Below are 19,208 nucleotides of genomic sequence, written 5' to 3' on the forward strand. Positions count from 1 at the left end.
CATGCAGCCTTTTTTATTACTATTTTTTGACACTCACTAGTAACTACTCGCAAGCTTATGTAAGCTTAGCTATCATCATTTGCTAGCCCTTCAGCGCGCGAGACTGTTTTGTTGCCACATGTCGCTATAAGTGAATGTGAGCATGACGACTCGACGTTTAATAATATAGATTTTACTGTGTTGATATGCGTGTCGACACGGGGTGCTTTTGTTTTTAAAGGAGACATAAGACATTATGAATACCGTCCCTATGACGATCATCGGAGCTGAACAGCTGCGTAAAGAATTAGATGAATTAAAATTTGTGCGTCGTCCAAGCATTACTGAAGCTATTGCTTCTGCACGTGAATTAGGCGACTTGAAAGAAAATGCTGAATATCATGCAGCCCGTGAAGAACAAGGTATTTGTGAAGCACGTATTCGTGATATTGAAGGCAAGTTATCAAATGCACAAATCATTGATGTGACATCAATGCCAAACAATGGCCGAGTGATTTTTGGCACAACAGTGACCATTGTCAATGTTGATACCGATGCAGAGTCAACTTACCGTATCGTCGGTGATGATGAAGCAAACATTAAAGAAAATCTTATTTCAGTGAATTCACCGATAGCGCGGGGATTAATTGGTAAGAACCTTGATGATGAAGTTGCCATTACCACACCTGGTGGCACCGCAGAATATGAAATTATCGCTGTAGAATACGTTTAATAAGTTACGACTTAAGACTGGTTTGCTATAGCGATAAAAAAACCACTGCATGGCAGTGGTTTTTTTAGGTCATATTCAATACCAGTTAATCAACAATCGACTAATATTAAGTAACCCAGATGTTTGACGAAATTATTTTGCTTTTGGAACGGCAATTTTCATTTCAGCAGACTGACGGAAAATAACTAAGGTGTGACCGATAAGCTGTACTTTGGTAGATTGAGTTTCGCGAATAATCGCGTCAACTACAGCATTTTTAAGCTCTCTATCAGAAGAGCCTACTTTCACTTTAATTAGTTCATGATGAGTGAGTGCACTATCAATTTCAGCCAGTACACCTTCGGTCAAACCATTAGCACCAAGCAGCACTACAGGCTTTAAATTATGCGCCAGGCCTTTTAAATGCTGTTTTTGTTTGGTTGTTAAGTTCATTTGTACCAACTTTTTAAATGTTACTGTTGAAAAACGGCTATTCTACCCTTATATAAGCATGATGTAACTCCAAATCGTTACGGAATTTAAATGGCAACGAAGAAACGCTCGGCAAGTTCAAGCCGATGGATGCAAGAACATTTTGATGATCACTATGTAAAACTGTCTCAAAAGCGAGGTTTACGCTCTCGAGCTGCATTCAAGTTGGAAGAAATCCAACAAAAAGACAAATTAATTAAACCTGGTATGACAGTAGTAGACTTAGGCGCAGCGCCTGGCGGTTGGTCTCAAATTGCAGTTAAACTAGTGGGAGAAAAAGGTAAATTAGTCGCATGTGATATTTTACCTATGGATCCCATCGTGGGCGTCGACTTTTTACAGGGCGATTTCCGTGAAGAAAAAGTACTTGATGCTTTACTTGACCGCGTTGGTGAAGATAAAGTTGATGTAGTACTATCAGATATGGCGCCTAATATGAGTGGTTCAGATGGTGTGGATCAACCAAGGGCAATGTATTTAGTAGAATTAGCATTAGATATGTGTCATCAAGTTTTGGCATCTAATGGTAGTTTTGCAGTCAAAGTTTTTCAGGGGGAAGGTTTTGACGAATATATGAAAGCAGTGCGACAAGCTTTTACAACAGTGAAAACACGCAAACCAGATTCATCACGACCACGTTCACGTGAAGTTTATATAGTGGCGACTGGTTACAAGTTATAGTAGTCTAACGATTAATTATCGTGGGTCTTCAAGAGGTCTAACAATTTGAGTGACATGGCAAAAAATTTAATTCTCTGGGTTGTCATCGCCGTCGTGTTGATGTCAGTGTTTCAGGGCTATTCCCCCTCTTCTTCGTCAACGCAGAAGATGGATTATTCCGTATTCTTAGATAGTGTCCGAAACGGCAATATCAATTCGGTAGAAATTAAAAGTGATCAACGTACCATTGAAGGAGTAAGACGCTCTGGAGAGAAGTTCACTACAATCATGCCAATGTATGACCAAGATTTAATCAATGATCTTGATCGTAAAGGGATTTCAATGAAGGGCCAAGAAGCTGAAGAGTCAGGCTTCCTAACCCAAATCTTTATCTCTTGGTTCCCGATGCTGTTATTAATTGGTGTGTGGATATTCTTCATGCGCCAAATGCAAGGCGGTGGCGGTAAAGGCGCGATGTCATTTGGTAAGAGTAAAGCCAAATTGATGAGCGAAGACCAAATTAAAACTACTTTTGGTGATGTTGCAGGTTGTGACGAAGCAAAAGAAGACGTAAAAGAATTGGTTGATTACCTAAAAGAGCCAACCCGTTTCCAAAAGCTTGGTGGCCGCATTCCTACCGGTGTTCTTTTAGTTGGCCCACCGGGTACGGGTAAAACCTTACTTGCAAAAGCCATTGCTGGTGAAGCTAAAGTTCCGTTTTTCACTATTTCTGGTTCTGACTTTGTTGAAATGTTTGTCGGTGTCGGTGCATCACGTGTACGTGACATGTTTGAGCAAGCTAAAAAGTCTGCACCATGTATCATCTTTATCGATGAAATTGATGCTGTAGGTCGCCAACGTGGCGCTGGTGTTGGTGGCGGTCACGATGAGCGTGAGCAAACCTTGAACCAAATGCTGGTTGAAATGGATGGTTTTGAAGGTAACGAAGGTATTATTGTTATTGCTGCGACCAACAGACCAGATGTGTTGGATGCTGCATTGCTACGTCCAGGTCGTTTTGACCGTCAAGTGGTTGTTGGCTTACCGGATGTTCGTGGTCGTGAACAAATTTTAAAAGTTCATATGCGTAAAGTACCGTTAGCAGATGGTGTCAAAGCCAGCGTTATTGCTCGTGGTACCCCAGGGTTCTCAGGTGCTGATTTAGCAAACTTGGTGAATGAAGCTGCGCTATTTGCTGCTCGGGGTAATCGCCGCGTAGTGAGCATGGAAGAGTTTGAAAGTGCTAAAGACAAAATCATGATGGGTGCTGAGCGCCGCACTATGGTGATGTCTGAAGATGAAAAAGAAATGACCGCATACCATGAAGCAGGTCATGCGATTGTTGGTTGTTTGGTGCCTGAGCATGATCCTGTGCATAAGGTTACTATTATTCCACGTGGCCGTGCATTAGGTGTGACTTTCTTCTTACCTGAAGCTGATGCAATTAGTCAAAGTCGCCGTAAACTTGAAAGCCAAATTTCAGTTGCCTACGGCGGACGTTTAGCGGAAGAGATGATCTACGGTACAGAGCGCGTATCGACAGGTGCTTCACAAGACATTAAATATGCAACGTCAATTGCACGTAACATGGTGACCCAGTGGGGCTTCTCTGAAAAATTAGGCCCGGTACTTTATGCTGAAGATGAAAACGAAGTATTCCTAGGACGCAGTATGGGTAAAACCCAACATATGTCCGACGATACCGCCCGTATCATCGATGCCGAAGTAAAACACTTAATTGATTCAAATTACGATCGTGCGCATACTTACTTAAATGACAACATGGATATCCTCCATGCCATGAAAGATGCGTTAATGAAATTTGAAACCATCGATGCCGATCAAATTGATGATTTAATGAATCGTCGCGAAGTTCGTCAGCCAGCCGATTGGGATGCTGATGACTCAATTGATGATAAAGATAAAGGCACGCCTGCAAACACGACAGAGACTAAAGCTGACTCTGAAGCTGCAGACGCAGATAAAGCAGATGATAAATCAGAATCGACACCAGATACTGATGCGCCAGCTAAATAACGCTGAGTTAAATTAACGTAAAAAACCCCGAAAGGGGTTTTTTTATATTTATTGCTTTGTGAACAAAAGTATTTTAATTCAGCTAATAGAGTTAAATATTATCTAACTCATTAAATTGAGTATAAGTGAGGTTGTGTGTTTGAACTTAAATCGGGAGATAAAACCCTCTCGCTAGCCAGTCCGATTGTTATGGCTATCATTAATGTAACCCCAGATTCTTTTTCTGATGGCGGTCAACATGCCACGTTTGAAAGTGCTTGTCAGCAAGTTGATAAAGTCATCAGTCAAGGGGCTAAAATAGTTGATATTGGCGGCGAGTCAACCAGACCAGGTGCTACAGCAGTTACTTTAGAAGAAGAGCTCGCTAGAGTTATTCCTGTCATCGAATATACTGCCCAAAACCATGATGTGTGGATTTCAATCGATACCAGTAAGCCGCAAGTCATGGAAAAAGCAGTTGCTGCAGGCGCCCATATTATTAATGATGTTCGTGCGCTACAAGAGCCCGGCGCGCTGGCAATGGCAACTATGCTCGATGTGCCCGTATGTTTAATGCATATGCAAGGGCAACCAAAAGATATGCAAGACTCACCAGAATACGACGATGTTATCCAACAAGTTAATGACTTTTTGTCGCTAAGGGTAGATTATTGTTTAGCAGCAGGTATGTCTCGAGAAAATATCATTTTAGATCCAGGCTTTGGCTTTGGTAAAACGCTTGAGCATAATTATCAGCTGTTAGCCAAGTTACCGGAACTACATAGTTTGCATTTTCCCGTGCTGGTAGGTTTATCAAGAAAAAGCATGATCGGGGATTTATTACAGCGTGATATTAATAATCGCTTAGCGGGTAGTCTTGCTGGGGCGATGATTGCGGCGCAGCAAGGGGCGCAAATTATACGGGTACATGATGTTGAAGAAACCGTGGATGCACTCACTGTGATGTCAGCGACAATGGCAAGTTTACATAACTAACCTTTTCAGTCATTTTAAACATGCATTTTTTGCCTAGGTTACGTTATCAAGTGGTATGAATTCACTTTGAGAGGTACACATGCAGCAAAGACAATTTTTTGGAACTGATGGTATTAGGGGCAAGGTCGGCGCGGGTAAAATGACCCCCGAGCTTGCTCTTAAGCTTGGCTGGGCAGCGGGAAGGGTGCTTTCACGCAGTGGCACCAAGAAAGTGATTATCGGTAAAGACACACGGATTTCGGGTTACCTGTTTGAATCCGTACTGGAAGCCGGCTTATCTGCCGCTGGCTTAAATGTATTATTGGTTGGGCCTATGCCGACGCCAGCTATTGCTTATTTAACCCGAACTTTTAGGGCCGAAGCTGGCATTGTTATTAGTGCCTCCCATAATCCCTATTACGATAATGGTATTAAGTTTTTTTCAGCTGACGGCAGTAAGTTAGATGATGCGCTTGAATTAGAAATAGAGCATGAACTTACCAAAGACTTAGTTTGTGTTGAGTCTCATTTATTGGGCAAAGCGGCAAGAATTGATGATGCAGCAGGGCGCTACATTGAATATTGTAAAGGTCATTTCCCTGCTGAGCTGACTTTAGCTGGGCTTAAAATTGTGGTTGATTGCGCTCACGGCGCAACATATCACATTGCTCCTAGTGTTTTTAAAGAGCTTGGCGCAGAAGTGATCACCATTGGTGATAAACCTAATGGATTAAATATTAATGACAATGTTGGCGCGACATCCATGGCGTCAATATGCGAGCAAGTGCTGCTAGAACAGGCTGATGTCGGCATTGCCTTAGATGGCGATGGTGATAGGATCATGATGGTGGATCACCAAGGTAATGTGATTGATGGCGATCAAATTCTTTATGTGCTTGCCGCTAATGCACTTAATAATGGCACTTTGAAGGGCGGGGTTGTAGGCACCTTGATGTCAAATTTAGGCTTGGAGTTGGCATTTAAGAGATTGAATATCCCCTTTATGCGCTCAAAAGTAGGTGACCGTTATGTCATGGCGTTGATGCGTCAACACCACTGGCGTATTGGCGGCGAAAGCTCTGGACATATACTCGATTTAGATCACGGCACGACAGGGGACGGTATCGTGGCGGGAATTTTAGTGTTAGCGGCAATGCAGCAGCAACAATTATCGTTAGCACAGTTGGTTAAACCGCTAAAAATGTTGCCTCAAGTATTAATTAATGTCACTTTTAATAGTGAGACTGATCCATTATCAGCGTCAGCGGTCATCACTACCCTGCAGCATGTAGAGCAGCTATTAGGTAAAACCGGTCGAGTTTTACTGAGGAAATCCGGCACTGAGCCCTTAATAAGGGTGATGGTTGAAGGTGAAGATGTGGCATTGGTCACATCTTTTGCACAACAGATTGCTGATGCAGTGCAACGCGTTAGTAAATTCTAAATGTTATATATTAATTGTTTATTTATTAATACTTAATCGTACCGAGTAAAAAAACAACACTCTGACACGTTATAGTAATTATTCCTAACTTAGGTATTGTAACTTGTTTGGTGGTTCGTTATTATTCACGCCGCTTTGAAAGGAGACAGTAATGGCACTCAGACGTCCTATGGTAGCTGGCAACTGGAAAATGAATGGCAGTTCGGCTTTAGCCCAAGAGTTATTCAGCAAGTTCGCTACAAAGCTCCAAAATGATTCTGCTGAAGTAGTTTTGTGTCCACCTTCAATTTACCTTGAAAGTGTAAGACAACTACTTGAAGCAAATAAGCAAACCTTAGATGGCGCGCTTGTAAGAATGGGCGCACAAAACCTTAGTCAGCATGACTTTGGAGCCTACACTGGTGAAGTTTCCGGTAAAATGCTAAAAGATTCAGGATGTCGATATGTGATTATCGGCCATTCCGAACGCCGTCGTATGTATGGCGAAACAAGTAATATCGTTGCAGAGAAATTTGCTGCAGCACAGAAACATGGTTTAACGCCGATTCTTTGTGTTGGTGAATCTGGTCCAGCTCGTGAAGCAAGACGTACTTTTGAAGTGATTGCCGAAGAGTTAGATATTGTGATTGAAAAGAATGGCACCATGGCTTTTGATAATGCCATTATTGCTTACGAGCCTTTATGGGCTGTAGGTACTGGTAAGAGTGCAACTCCAGAGCAGGCACAAGAAGTCCATGCGTTTATTCGTCAAAGACTTTCTGAAGTGTCACCGTTCATCGGAGAAAATATTCGTATTTTGTACGGTGGTAGTGTTACGCCTTCAAATGCAGCCGATATTTTTGCACAGCCAGATGTTGATGGTGGACTGATTGGCGGTGCTAGCTTAAACTCTAGCGAGTTTTTAAGTTTATGTTCCATAGCGATGAGCGCTTAATATTATGTATGAAGTTTTAATTGTAGTTTACTTGGTTGTTGCGATTGGTCTTGTTGGCCTAATCCTTCTTCAGCAAGGTAAAGGTGCTGATATGGGGTCTTCTTTTGGTGCTGGTGCATCAGGAACTCTATTTGGCTCAGGCGGTTCAGGTAATTTCCTGACACGTAGCACAGCTGTGCTAGCGATTGGTTTTTTCACTTTAAGCCTAGTATTAGGTAACTTAAGTGCTAACCATTCAAAGCAAGATGATGCATGGAATGATTTAGGTTCTGCAGTAGAGCAAGTTGAACAAGCTCCTACTCAAACTGAAACAAAGATTCCAGACTAAACAACAAATTGAGGCAACATAGTTTTTTGCTTCGATTAAGTCTTGTCTCTATTAGCTAAGTTAAGTTTCCCTCTCTCAAACTTAACCTCAGATTAGCTAATAGAAAATAGTAACAGTTACATATGCGGATGTGGCGGAATTGGTAGACGCGCCATCTTGAGGGGGTGGTGAGCTATGCTCGTGTGGGTTCAAGTCCCACCATCCGCACCAAATTTGATTAATCAAAGTTAATTGGATTAATCATTGCAAGAGAAGACGTAAGTTAATATAATTGCGCAAGTTGACGCGGGGTGGAGCAGTTTGGTAGCTCGTCGGGCTCATAACCCGAAGGTCGTCGGTTCAAATCCGGCCCCCGCAACCAGCTTATTGTCGATTGATTTTTCGAAATTGCGTAAAACATTCTTCAATTAAAAGGTTCTATATTAAGACCTCGTCATTACGGGGTTTTTTGTTATATGGAGCTTGGTAACTCCGTGATTATACGGACTTTTTTGGGGCTTATGCCCTTTTTTTCGTTTTTGGGGGTCATTTTTGGCAACATTAGAAACTAAACTGACAGAAATGCTGACAGTACCTGTTGAGGCTATTGGTTTTCAACTTTGGGGTATTGAGTTTGTCCATGCTGGGCGTCATTCAATATTACGTGTATTTATTGATGGTGAAAGTGGTGTCAATATCGAAGATTGTGCCGAAGCCAGCCGTCAAGTTAGTGCTGTTCTAGATGTTGAAGACCCAATCTCGACAGAATACACATTAGAAGTTTCTTCGCCTGGGGTTGATAGACCTTTATTTACTGCAGCGCAATACGCTGCATATATTGGCGAAGATGCAAAAGTACAATTGACGATGCCAGTAGCGGGTAGTCGTAATTTAAAAGGTGTCATCACGGCAATCGAAGGGCAAATGCTAACGATAAACGTAGATGGTGAAGATTTGATAGTGGCTTTAGATAATGTACGCAAAGGCAACATTATTGCGAAGTTTTGATAGTTTCAAGGTGAACGAGGCAAGACATAATGAATAAAGAGATTCTGCTAGTCGCAGAGGCGGTATCAAATGAAAAAGCCGTCCCGCGTGAAAAAATATTCGAAGCGCTAGAAATTGCTCTAGCCACTGCAACTAAGAAAAAGTATGAAGGCGAAATTGAAGTTCGCGTTGCTATCGACCGTAAAACTGGCCACTACGACACCTTCCGTCGTTGGATGGTTGTCGATGATCAAGGTGAAGCTTTAGAAAACCCTTACAGCGAAATCACACTTGAAGCTGCGCGATATGAAAATCCAGAAATTCAACCTGGTGAGTTCATCGAAGATGAAATCGATTCAGTTGTGTTTGACCGTATTACGACGCAAACCGCGAAGCAAGTTATCGTACAAAAAGTACGTGAAGCTGAACGCGCTCAAATCGTTGAACAGTTCATTGAACGTGAAGGCGAGATTGTTACTGGTGTCGTTAAGAAAAGCACCCGTGAAAGCGTTGTTGTTGATCTAGGTAATAATGCTGATGGTGTTATTTACAAAGAAGACATCATTAGCCGTGAATCATTCCGTCCTGGTGACCGTGTACGTGCTTTACTTTATGCAGTTCGCCCAGAAGCTCGCGGTGCGCAGTTATTTTTAACGCGTAGCAAGCCTGAAATGATCATTGAGTTATTCAGAGTAGAAGTACCTGAAATCTTAGATGAAGTGATTGAAATCATGGGTGCAGCACGTGACCCAGGCGCTCGCGCTAAAATCGCCGTGAAAACCAATGACAAACGTATCGATCCTATCGGTGCTTGTGTTGGTATGCGTGGCGCACGTGTTCAAGCTGTTTCAAATGAGTTAAGTGGTGAGCGTGTTGATATCGTTATGTGGGATGACAATCCAGCACAATACGTTATTAACGCAATGGCACCTGCTGATGTTGCTTCAATTATTGTTGATGAAGACAACCACTCAATGGACATTGCTGTTGAAGCAGACAGCCTAGCACAAGCGATTGGTCGTAATGGTCAAAACGTACGTTTAGCGACTCAGTTAACAGGCTGGGAATTAAACGTAATGACTGTTGAAGACCTTAACAAGAAGCATCAGGCTGAAAGCGCTAAAATCGTTAACTTATTTGTTGAAACACTTGAAGTTGACGAAGATTTTGCAACAGTACTTGCAGAAGAAGGCTTTACGTCTTTAGAAGAAATTGTTTACGTACCTGAAACAGAATTATTAGACATTGATGGTTTTGACGAAGACATCGTAACTGCGCTACGCGAACGTGCAAAAGCGGCGATTTCAACTAGAGCATTAGCGTCAGAAGAAGCACTTGATGGTGCTGAACCGGCTGCAGATTTATTAGCGTTAGATGGTTTAGAAAAGCATTTAGCATATGTTCTTGCAAGTAAGGGTGTAATTACCTTAGAAGACTTAGCGGAACAAGGCATTGACGATTTAATTGATATTGAAGAATTGACAGAAGAAAAAGCAGGTGAGCTCATCATGGCTGCCCGTAATATCTGTTGGTTTGGCGAAGAAGCATAAGTCGATCAACAGGGGGATTTAATTGATGGCAGATACAAGTATAGATAAATTGGCCGCGGAAGTGGGCAAAAATGTAGACAGACTGATTGAACAGTTTGCCGACGCAGGGATCAAGAAAACCAAAGCTGATTCAGTTTCAGAAGCTGAAAAGCAAACATTGCTTGATCACTTGAAAAAGCAACACGGTGGCGATCAAGCGCCGCAAAAAATGACATTACAACGCAAAACCGTTTCAACACTCAGTGTTAATGCCGGTGGCGGGCAATCTAAAGACGTTAAAGTTGAAGTACGTAAAAAACGTACTTTTGTTAAACGTGACGATAGCGATGCAGCGAAAGAAGCTGAACTAGCAGCACAAAAGCAGCAAGAAGCAGAAGCTGCGGCGAAAGCTGCTGCAGAAGCTAAGGCTAAAGCGGACGCAGAAGCGAAAGCGAAAAAAGATGCAGAAGCTAAAGCGAAGAAAGAAGCTGAAGCGGCTAAAGCCAAAGCAGCTAAAGCTGAAGATCCTGAGTCTGCTGCTGCGCAAGTAGAAGCTGATCGCCTTAAAGCGGTTCAAGAAGCGACATTAAAGAAAAAGCAAGAAGAAGAAGCGGCATTAGCTGCTGAAACTGCTCGCAAGTTAGCTGAAGAAAACTCAAAGCGTTGGGCTGAAGAAGAGCGTCAACGTATTGAAGCTGAAAAGAACGGTGATCACCATGTGACTACCTCTAAAGCGGCGCGTGCTGCTGAAGATACTTCAGATGCTAACGATGAAAAACGTGGCCGTCGTGCACGTAACAAGAATGCTAACAAGAAACGTGGTGGCAAAGGCGGTCGTGATAACCGTAGCAATGCTGCACGTAACAAGAGCACTGCTCCTGAATCTATGGCACATGGTTTCAACAAACCTGTTGCTGTGGTTAAAGGCGAAGTACGTATCGGTGAAACAGTATCTGTTGCTGAACTTGCTCAACGTATGTCTCTTAAAGCCACTGAAATCATCAAGCAGATGATGAAAATGGGCTCTATGGTTACCATTAACCAAATCTTAGACCAAGAAACAGCACAAATGGTTGCTGAAGAAATGGGTCATAAGGTTATTCTTCTTCGTGAAAACGAATTAGAGCATCAAGTACTTGGTGATCGTGATGAAGAAAATGTGGTACTAGAGACTCGTGCTCCAGTCGTTACCATCATGGGTCACGTTGACCACGGTAAGACTTCATTACTTGATTACATTCGTCGTGCCAAAGTTGCTGACGGTGAAGCCGGTGGTATTACCCAGCATATTGGTGCATACCATGTAGAAACTGAAAATGGCATGATCACTTTCTTAGATACTCCTGGTCACGCGGCGTTTACGTCAATGCGTGCTCGTGGTGCTAAAGCAACTGATATTGTTATTTTGGTTGTGGCTGCAGACGATGGTGCTATGCCGCAAACTATCGAAGCGATTCAACATGCTAAAGCTGGTAACGTGCCGTTAATCGTTGCAGTGAACAAAATGGATAAGCCAGAAGCTGACCCAGAGCGTGTTAAGAGTGAATTAGCTCAACACGGTGTTATGTCTGAAGATTGGGGCGGCGAACACATGTTCGTAAACGTTTCGGCTAAAGCGGGTACCGGTATTGACGAATTACTTGAAGGCATTTTACTTCAGTCTGAAGTATTAGAGCTTAAAGCTGACCGTTCAGGTATGGCTGCTGGTGTTGTTATTGAATCTAAATTGGATAAAGGTCGTGGCCCAGTTGCTACTGTACTTGTTCAAGAAGGTACTTTACGCCAAGGCGATATCGTTCTATGTGGTCTTGAGTACGGTAAAATCCGTGCAATGAAAGACGAGAACGGTAAAGCAATTACTGAAGCTGGTCCATCAATCCCTGTAGAGATCTTAGGTCTTTCAGGTGTACCTTCAGCTGGTGATGAAGCAACAGTTGTTCGTGATGAGCGTAAAGCACGTGAAGTTGCACTTTATCGTCAAGGTAAATTCCGTGATGTTAAACTAGCACGTCAGCAAAAATCTAAGCTTGAAAACATGTTCGCGAACATGACCGAAGGCGAAGTGCAAGAACTTAACATCGTTCTTAAAGCAGACGTTCAAGGCTCACTTGAAGCAATTTGTGAATCATTAGCTAAACTGTCTACTGATGAAGTTAAAGTTAATATCATCGCTCGTGGCGTTGGTGCATTAACTGAAACTGATGCTACGCTAGCTGCAGCTTCAAATGCCATCATGGTTGGTTTCAACGTGCGTGCTGATGCACAAGCGCGTAAGACTATCGATTCTGAAAGTGTTGATTTACGCTACTACAGTGTTATCTACGACTTGATTGATGAAGTTAAAGCGGCGATGACGGGCATGCTTGCTCCTGAATTCAAGCAACAAATCATTGGTCTGGCAGAAGTTCGTGATGTATTTAAGTCGCCTAAGATTGGTGCAATTGCCGGTTGTATGGTTACCGAAGGTACCATCAAGCGTAGCGCTCCTATCCGTGTACTACGTGACAACGTGGTTATCTACGAAGGTGAGCTAGAATCATTACGACGCTTTAAAGATGACGTTGCTGATGTTCGTAACGGCATGGAATGTGGTATCGGTGTGAAGAACTACAATGACGTCCGAGTGGGCGATCAGATTGAAGTCTTCGAGACGGTCGAAGTGGCCCGAACGCTGTAACACAGAAAGGGCGGCGTAAGCCGCCTTTTTTATTTATATAAGGCTATGGTAACAATATTATGGCAAAAGAATTTAGTCGTACTCGTCGAATCGCGCAGCAGCTGCAACAAGAGCTTGCTATGGTGTTACAGCGCGATATGAAAGACCCTCGCATCGGTTTTGTTACAGTAAACGATGTTGATGTGTCACGAGATTTAAGCTACGCAAAAGTATTTGTGACCTTCTTTGAAGAAGATCGTGAATTAGTCGATCAAAAAGTCGAAGCACTTGCTGCAGCAGCTCCTTACATCAGAACACTAATTGCTGGCCGCATGAAGCTACGTGTTATGCCTGAACTACGTTTTGTCTATGACAGTTCATTAGTTGAAGGTATGCGTATGTCTAACTTAGTAAGCCAAGTGATTACGAGTGATAAGGCAAAGCAAGAAAAGTTTGGTTCTGAAGAATCAACTGACGCTGAAGAAAATACAGAAGGAAAAGACTAATGGCTCGTCGTCGCAAAGGGCGTTTTATTGATGGCATCGTGCTATTAGATAAAGGAACTGGCATCAGTTCTAACCATGCTTTGCAACGTGTCAAACGTCTCTACCAAGCTAACAAAGCCGGCCATACTGGCGCTTTGGATCCATTGGCAACCGGGATGCTACCTATTTGTTTAGGTGAAGCAACCAAGTTTTCTCAACATTTACTTGATGCTGATAAACGTTATTTAGTGACGGCCAAGTTAGGTGAAAGAACTGATACCAGTGATTCTGACGGTGAAGTTGTGCAGATAAGACCTGTAAATTTTACCCAAGAAAAGCTTGAAGTGTCACTTGAACACTTTCGTGGTAAAACCATGCAAGTTCCTTCTATGTATTCGGCATTAAAGTATCAAGGTCAGCCTTTATACAAATATGCACGTGAAGGCATTGAAGTCCCCCGTGAAGCCCGACCAATTAATGTGTTTGAGTTGCTATACGTCGGCTTAGAAGGTGATGAGTTAACCTTAGACATTCATTGTTCTAAAGGTACTTATATTCGCACCATCGTTGATGATTTAGGGGAAATGCTAGGCTGTGGGGCTCATGTCATTATGCTTAGACGTACTCAAGTTGCTGACTATCCATATGAAAAAATGGTGACCTTAGAGCAATTGATGGCGATGGTAGATGAGGCTGAAAAGTCTGAAATACCTTCAAGTAATGTATTAGACCCATTACTATTACCAATGGATACCGCGGTCGCGAACTTTGCTGAAGTAAATTTACCTGAGACCAGTGCTCAGTATATTTTACAAGGCCAACCTGTTCAGGCTGAAGGTGTGCTAGATGATCAACTTCTACGGATCACTTTAGGTGAGTCAAGAAAGTTTATTGGCATTGGCTTTAAAAATGATGATGGCTTACTCGCACCCAAAAGATTAGTGGTTGACCACAGTCAAGAGTAGTGGCTCTAACTTGTTAGTTTAATCTATATCAATCTGTATATTTTACTGTGGCAAGATTGCCGCAGTCGGATATGCAGATTTTTTATTGCGGTAAGCTGCGCTTTCGGTTAATATATCGCGCCCTCAGGCTGAGTTAGTGATCGGCTTGAGATAATTTAATTTTTTCTGGAGATATTTATGTCACTAAGTAATGAACAAAAAGCTAAAATCGTAGCTGAATTCGCACGTTGTGAAAACGACACTGGTTCAACTGAAGTACAAGTAGCTTTATTGACTGCACAGATTAACCATCTACAAGGTCATTTCAAAGAGCACATCCATGATCACCATTCACGTCGTGGTCTACTACGTATGGTTAGCGCACGTCGTAAGCTTACTGCTTACCTTAAGCGTACTGACGTAGCTCGTTATACTGCTCTAATCCAGAAGTTAGGTTTACGTCGTTAATAACGACGTTTAATTTGCTTATTGCTTGCGGTAAGTAGATCAAACCGTAAAAAAGGAGGCTATGCCTCCTTTTTTATTGGCTAAAATAAATGTAGTTTAACTAGCATTCTTGCTTACGCCTGCTCTACCTTTACCTGCTGCTCACCAAAATAGCGCGCTTCAAACTCGTCTTGTGGTAAAGGTTTACTAAATAGAAACCCCTGACCAACTTGGCAATGATGTTGTTGTAGCCATGCCAGCTGCGCTTGGTTTTCAATCCCTTCTGCAACAATATCCAGATTTAGCTGTTGCCCTAGCATTAGAATAGTGGAGGCGATGGCGCCATCATGGGGTAAGTCAGAGACAAAGCAGCGGTCGATTTTCATTGTGGTAATAGGCAAACGGCGTAAATAAGACAAAGATGAATAGCCGGTACCAAAATCATCCACGGCAATACCAAAACCGGCACTTTTAAGTTGTTCGAGTTTAGCGATGGCTTGAGTGATATCATTCATCAGTGATGTTTCGGTTATTTCGATTTCCAATAACTCGGGGCGAATTTGATAACGTAGCGCCAATTGTTTGATATCGGATACCAAGCTTGCATCAGCAAACTGCTGTGAAGCGACATTTACCGCAATGGGAATGACGCGGTTGTATTTTTTCTCCCACTCACGGAGCAGCTTACAACTTTGCTCAATAACCCATCTGCCGATGGGAATGATAATGCCAGTTTCTTCAGCGATAGGAATAAACGCCATGGGTGGCACAAGTTTGCCGTCTTTTTGCCAGCGGATTAAGGCTTCACAGCCGACAATTTCATTAGTTTTAAGATCTAATTTGGGCTGAAAATAAAGCCTAAATTCATTTCGCTTAAGCGCATTGTGTAAAGAGGCCTCGGTTTTTAATCTAAGTGCGGCATGTTCGGTCATTTGCTGCTTGAAAAAGGCCCACTGGTTTGAACCCGCGGCTTTAGCGCTATACATGGCAATATCGGCGTGCCGGATAAGCTCCTCAGCGCCTTGGCCATCTTCAGGGTATATCGCAATACCAATCGAGGCCGCAGGGTGAATCGTATGCTCATTCAGCTGTATTGGCATATTGAGTTGCTTTAACAGCTGTTCAACGAAATCAGCGGCGTGTTGCGGGGTTTTTATATCATCTGCAACGATAACAAACTCATCACCTCCTAGGCGGGCCACGCTGCCTTTATCAGCGATGCCCGATTCTAAAATTCGGGCTATTCTTACAAGGAATTGATCACCGATAGTATGCCCTAAAGAGTCATTTACATTTTTAAATCTATCGAGGTCAATAAATAATAGTGCGAATTGGCGTTTGTGAACGCGCGCACGTTGTATGGTGACACTTAATGTTTCAAGTAATAGGGTTCTATTGGGCAAATTAGTGAGAGGATCTCGGGTGGCCATTTTTCGTAATTTGTTTTGAGCCTGACTGAACTGCAATAAGATTTGATTTAATTTTGTGGAGACAAGTCCAAGCTCGTCATCTTTATGGGCACAGGTTATGGGAATGAGGTTTTCATCCGGTAATTCAGGATCAATGTTATCAATGGCTTCGCTGATCTGCGCGATTGGCTGAGTGAGGAATCGGTGAAACACAATCGTGAGCACTAAAGTGAGCAATAAGGCTCTGGCTAAGGTGGCGATAAAACTTAACTGAAGTCGGTTAAACAAATTATTGGTCATTGCTTGAATATCGTAATGGATAGATAAGGTGCCAATTTGTTGCTGTTTTTTATCGCCCTCAAAATAGTGCGGTCGATACAAAGGTCGTGAGATTTCCTTTAACTCATCAAAGAGCAAGTAACTCAAACTGTCATAGTAAGTTGGATATCGTTTGGCCTGATGACTTGCTTCAACATACAAGGAATTGTCATCTAAGGTGATGATAGCAGAACGAATATCATCAATTTTTATAATACCTTCTAAGTTTTGCTGGGTCTGTTTGTCATCTAAAGCCCACACCACATTAGATATGGTTTGTTCAACAGAATTGACGAGTTCTTGCTGGGAGGCCTTGATTTGCTGTTTGGTGGTAATAACAACCAGTGCAAGCTCGACAATAAAAATAGCAATAGCAAAAAATAATGCTGTGAACACCACTAAATTTGTTTGCTTCCATGTCAAAGACTTAAACTGTGGCGGCATTATTTTATTTCCATTTGCAATAACGTTGAGCTTACTTTTGTTGGCGGGCTAACAAAATCTTAAATTACCTAAAAACCTGCTTGTTATTGTTAGGTATTTTCTACTTTTCACTTTAGATAAATTTGTTCAAAAAGTCATTAAGTATAGCGTTTAGCCCAAGGATTAAAGCCTATTTTTCGGCCAGGGCATTGTTATTATCATTTTATATTGCCATGAGATATGAATTCATATAACCATATCGACCTTAAAAGGCAAAATATAAATTATTTTTTAGACTGATATGGCGATGACCTTTAACTATTATAAAAAATTGAAGTATACTTATGCGCGTAATTTAAAGGTCAATAATTAAGGAATGGGTCACGTGAATCCAATTGTAAAGAGTTTTGAGTATGGTCAACATACTGTCACCTTAGAAACAGGTGTTATTGCACGTCAAGCTGATGCTGCAGTACTAGCGAGCATGGGCGATACAACTGTCCTTGTTACTGTAGTTGGTAAAAAAGTTGCGGATTTAAGCCGTGATTTCTTCCCACTAACAGTTAACTACCAAGAGAAGACTTACGCTGCTGGTAAGATCCCTGGTGGTTTCTTTAAGCGTGAAGGTCGTCCAAATGAAGACGAAACGCTTATTGCTCGTTTAATCGACCGTCCAATTCGTCCTTTATTTCCTAACGGTTTTAAAAACGAAGTCCAAGTCATTATTACTGTTGTTTCTGTAGACCAACAAATTGAGCCAGACATTGTGGCTATGATTGGTACTTCAGCAGCGCTGGCTATTTCTGGTATTCCATTCAATGGACCATTAGGTGCTGCACGTGTTGGTTATATCAACGGTGAATACTTACTTAACCCATCAGTAGATCAAGTTGCTGAAAGCGACTTAAATCTTGTTGTTGCAGGTACTAAAAGCGCTGTATTGATGGTTGAATCTGAAGCTAAGTCACTTGCTGAAGAAATCATGCTAGGCGCGGTAACTTACGGTCACGATCAACAACAAGTTGTGGTTGATGCGATTGCTGAGTTTAAAGCTGAAGCGGGCAAGCCTACTTGGGATTGGACTGCTCCTGTTCAAGATCAAGACTTAGTTGCTAAAATTAAAGATTTAGCTGAAGTTGGCATGACTGAAGCTTACCAAATTGAAGTTAAGCAAGATCGTTATGCGCAAGTTGGTGTTGTTAAAGCAGCAGCAAAAGCGGCATTAGTTGCTGAAAACGCAGATGTTGATCAACGTGAAGTTGATAACTTACTTGGTAGCTTAGAGAAGAACATTGTTCGTGGTCGTATTATCAGTGGCAAGCCACGTATCGACGGTCGTGAACCAGATATGATCCGCGCATTGAATGTACTTGCTGGTGTACTTCCACGTACTCACGGTAGCTCATTATTCACTCGTGGTGAAACTCAAGCGTTAGTTACTTGTACTTTAGGTACAGAACGTGATGCACAGAAAATTGATAGCATCATGGGCGAGCGTACTAACCGCTTCATGCTTCATTACAACTTCCCTCCATACTCAGTTGGTGAAACTGGCATGGTAGGTTCACCTAAGCGTCGCGAAATCGGTCACGGTAAGCTAGCTTGGCGTGGTATGAATGCCGTTATGCCTTCAGCTGAAGAATTCCCATACAGCATCCGCGTTGTTTCAGAAATTACTGAATCAAACGGCTCAAGCTCTATGGCTTCTGTTTGTGGTACTTCATTAGCATTAATGGATGCGGGTGTACCAATCAAGAGTTCAGTTGCTGGTATCGCAATGGGTCTAGTTAAAGAAGGCGACGACTTTGTTGTTCTTTCTGACATTTTAGGTGATGAAGATCACTTAGGTGACATGGACTTTAAAGTAGCTGGTACCCGTGATGGTATTACTGCTCTGCAGATGGATATCAAGATTGAAGGTATCACTCAAGAGATCATGGATATCGCTCTGCAACAAGCATACGGCGCTCGTGTTCATATTCTTAACGTGATGGACCAAGCAATTGGTGGCGCACGTGAAGATATCTCTGATCACGCTCCACGTATTACGACTATCAAGATTAATCCTGAAAAAATTCGTGACGTTATCGGTAAAGGTGGTGCAACTATTCGTGCACTTACTGAAGAAACCGGTACAACAATTGAATTAGATGACAACGGTACTGTTAAAATTGCTTCTTCAAATGGTGAAGCAACTAAAGAAGCTATCCGTCGCATCGAAGAGATTACTGCTGAAGTTGAAGTCGGCCGTATCTACAAAGGTAAAGTTATCCGTATCGTTGATTTTGGCGCATTCGTTAACATCTTACCTGGTAAAGATGGCTTAGTTCATATTTCTCAAATCAGTGAAGAGCGTGTTGCTAACGTTTCTGACCACCTTGAGATGAACCAAGAAGTTGACGTTAAAGTGATGGAAGTTGACCGTCAAGGTCGTGTAAGACTTTCTATCAAAGAAGCTGTTACTAAAGCAGAACCTGCTGCAGAATAGTTG

General features: G+C 42.3%; 16 protein-coding genes and 2 tRNA genes. 16 read left to right on the plus strand and 2 right to left on the minus strand.

Features of this window, described 5'->3' with window-relative positions:
* The first annotated feature begins 235 nt into the window (after nt 1-235).
* The gene (gene greA / locus BCU94_RS18020) at nt 236-712 is read left to right on the plus strand and encodes a transcription elongation factor GreA (RefSeq protein WP_076542843.1); all 477 of its coding nucleotides are present in this window, start codon (nt 236-238) and stop codon (nt 710-712) included.
* 132 nt (nt 713-844) lie between these two features.
* Here greA and yhbY read toward each other — a convergent pair whose 3' ends face one another.
* The gene (gene yhbY / locus BCU94_RS18025) at nt 845-1,144 is read right to left on the minus strand and encodes a ribosome assembly RNA-binding protein YhbY (RefSeq protein WP_076542846.1); all 300 of its coding nucleotides are present in this window, start codon (nt 1,142-1,144) and stop codon (nt 845-847) included.
* 90 nt (nt 1,145-1,234) lie between these two features.
* Between yhbY and rlmE the strand changes: the two genes are divergently transcribed.
* From rlmE to rpsO, 14 genes are all read left to right on the plus strand, one after another.
* Nucleotides 1,235-1,864: a 23S rRNA (uridine(2552)-2'-O)-methyltransferase RlmE gene (gene rlmE / locus BCU94_RS18030; RefSeq protein WP_055023704.1), complete on the plus strand. Its 630-nt coding sequence runs from the start codon at nt 1,235-1,237 to the stop codon at nt 1,862-1,864.
* A gap of 54 nt (nt 1,865-1,918) precedes the next feature.
* Nucleotides 1,919-3,880, plus strand: coding sequence for an ATP-dependent zinc metalloprotease FtsH (ftsH, locus tag BCU94_RS18035; RefSeq protein ID WP_241901040.1), 1,962 nt, complete (start codon nt 1,919-1,921; stop codon nt 3,878-3,880).
* A 135-nt stretch (nt 3,881-4,015) separates the two neighbouring features.
* Nucleotides 4,016-4,855 carry a dihydropteroate synthase gene (gene folP / locus BCU94_RS18040; protein ID WP_102437915.1) on the plus strand — a complete coding sequence of 280 codons (840 nt, stop codon included), beginning with the start codon at nt 4,016-4,018 and terminating at the stop codon, nt 4,853-4,855.
* A 79-nt stretch (nt 4,856-4,934) separates the two neighbouring features.
* Nucleotides 4,935-6,278 (plus strand): phosphoglucosamine mutase, encoded by a 1,344-nt coding sequence (glmM, locus tag BCU94_RS18045; RefSeq protein WP_102477159.1) that lies wholly within the window; start codon nt 4,935-4,937, stop codon nt 6,276-6,278.
* A gap of 151 nt (nt 6,279-6,429) precedes the next feature.
* On the plus strand, nt 6,430-7,212 hold the full coding sequence (tpiA, locus tag BCU94_RS18050; RefSeq protein ID WP_076542857.1) for a triose-phosphate isomerase: 783 nt from the start codon (nt 6,430-6,432) through the stop codon (nt 7,210-7,212).
* A gap of 4 nt (nt 7,213-7,216) precedes the next feature.
* Complete coding sequence (gene secG / locus BCU94_RS18055; protein ID WP_076542859.1) at nt 7,217-7,540, plus strand: preprotein translocase subunit SecG; 324 nt, start codon at nt 7,217-7,219, stop codon at nt 7,538-7,540.
* A 124-nt stretch (nt 7,541-7,664) separates the two neighbouring features.
* Nucleotides 7,665-7,750 (plus strand) — tRNA-Leu (locus BCU94_RS18060).
* Nucleotides 7,751-7,824: 74 nt separating this feature from the next.
* Nucleotides 7,825-7,901, plus strand: a tRNA-Met gene (locus BCU94_RS18065).
* A gap of 170 nt (nt 7,902-8,071) precedes the next feature.
* Nucleotides 8,072-8,527 carry a ribosome maturation factor RimP gene (rimP, locus tag BCU94_RS18070; RefSeq protein ID WP_076542862.1) on the plus strand — a complete coding sequence of 152 codons (456 nt, stop codon included), beginning with the start codon at nt 8,072-8,074 and terminating at the stop codon, nt 8,525-8,527.
* A gap of 29 nt (nt 8,528-8,556) precedes the next feature.
* Complete coding sequence (nusA, locus tag BCU94_RS18075; RefSeq protein ID WP_076542863.1) at nt 8,557-10,056, plus strand: transcription termination factor NusA; 1,500 nt, start codon at nt 8,557-8,559, stop codon at nt 10,054-10,056.
* Between the two features lie 25 nt (nt 10,057-10,081).
* A complete protein-coding gene (gene infB, locus BCU94_RS18080) occupies nt 10,082-12,712 on the plus strand; it encodes a translation initiation factor IF-2 (RefSeq protein WP_102477160.1) in 2,631 nt (876 codons plus the stop codon).
* Between the two features lie 59 nt (nt 12,713-12,771).
* A complete protein-coding gene (gene rbfA, locus BCU94_RS18085; protein WP_102439559.1) occupies nt 12,772-13,197 on the plus strand; it encodes a 30S ribosome-binding factor RbfA in 426 nt (141 codons plus the stop codon).
* Nucleotides 13,197-14,141, plus strand: coding sequence for a tRNA pseudouridine(55) synthase TruB (gene truB, locus BCU94_RS18090; RefSeq protein WP_102477161.1), 945 nt, complete (start codon nt 13,197-13,199; stop codon nt 14,139-14,141). The genes rbfA and truB overlap by 1 nt, the downstream gene beginning before the upstream one ends.
* A gap of 177 nt (nt 14,142-14,318) precedes the next feature.
* Nucleotides 14,319-14,588 (plus strand): 30S ribosomal protein S15, encoded by a 270-nt coding sequence (gene rpsO / locus BCU94_RS18095; RefSeq protein WP_076542867.1) that lies wholly within the window; start codon nt 14,319-14,321, stop codon nt 14,586-14,588.
* 113 nt (nt 14,589-14,701) lie between these two features.
* Here the strand turns inward: rpsO and BCU94_RS18100 are convergent, their stop codons facing one another.
* Nucleotides 14,702-16,738 carry an EAL domain-containing protein gene (locus BCU94_RS18100; RefSeq protein WP_102477162.1) on the minus strand — a complete coding sequence of 679 codons (2,037 nt, stop codon included), beginning with the start codon at nt 16,736-16,738 and terminating at the stop codon, nt 14,702-14,704.
* 364 nt (nt 16,739-17,102) lie between these two features.
* Here BCU94_RS18100 and pnp point away from each other — a divergent pair, with 364 nt between their 5' ends.
* On the plus strand, nt 17,103-19,205 hold the full coding sequence (pnp, locus tag BCU94_RS18105) for a polyribonucleotide nucleotidyltransferase (RefSeq protein WP_102439556.1): 2,103 nt from the start codon (nt 17,103-17,105) through the stop codon (nt 19,203-19,205).
* Nucleotides 19,206-19,208 lie beyond the last annotated feature (3 nt).

This window comes from Shewanella sp. 10N.286.52.C2, from assembly GCF_002874545.1.
GTDB lineage: Bacteria > Pseudomonadota > Gammaproteobacteria > Enterobacterales > Shewanellaceae > Shewanella.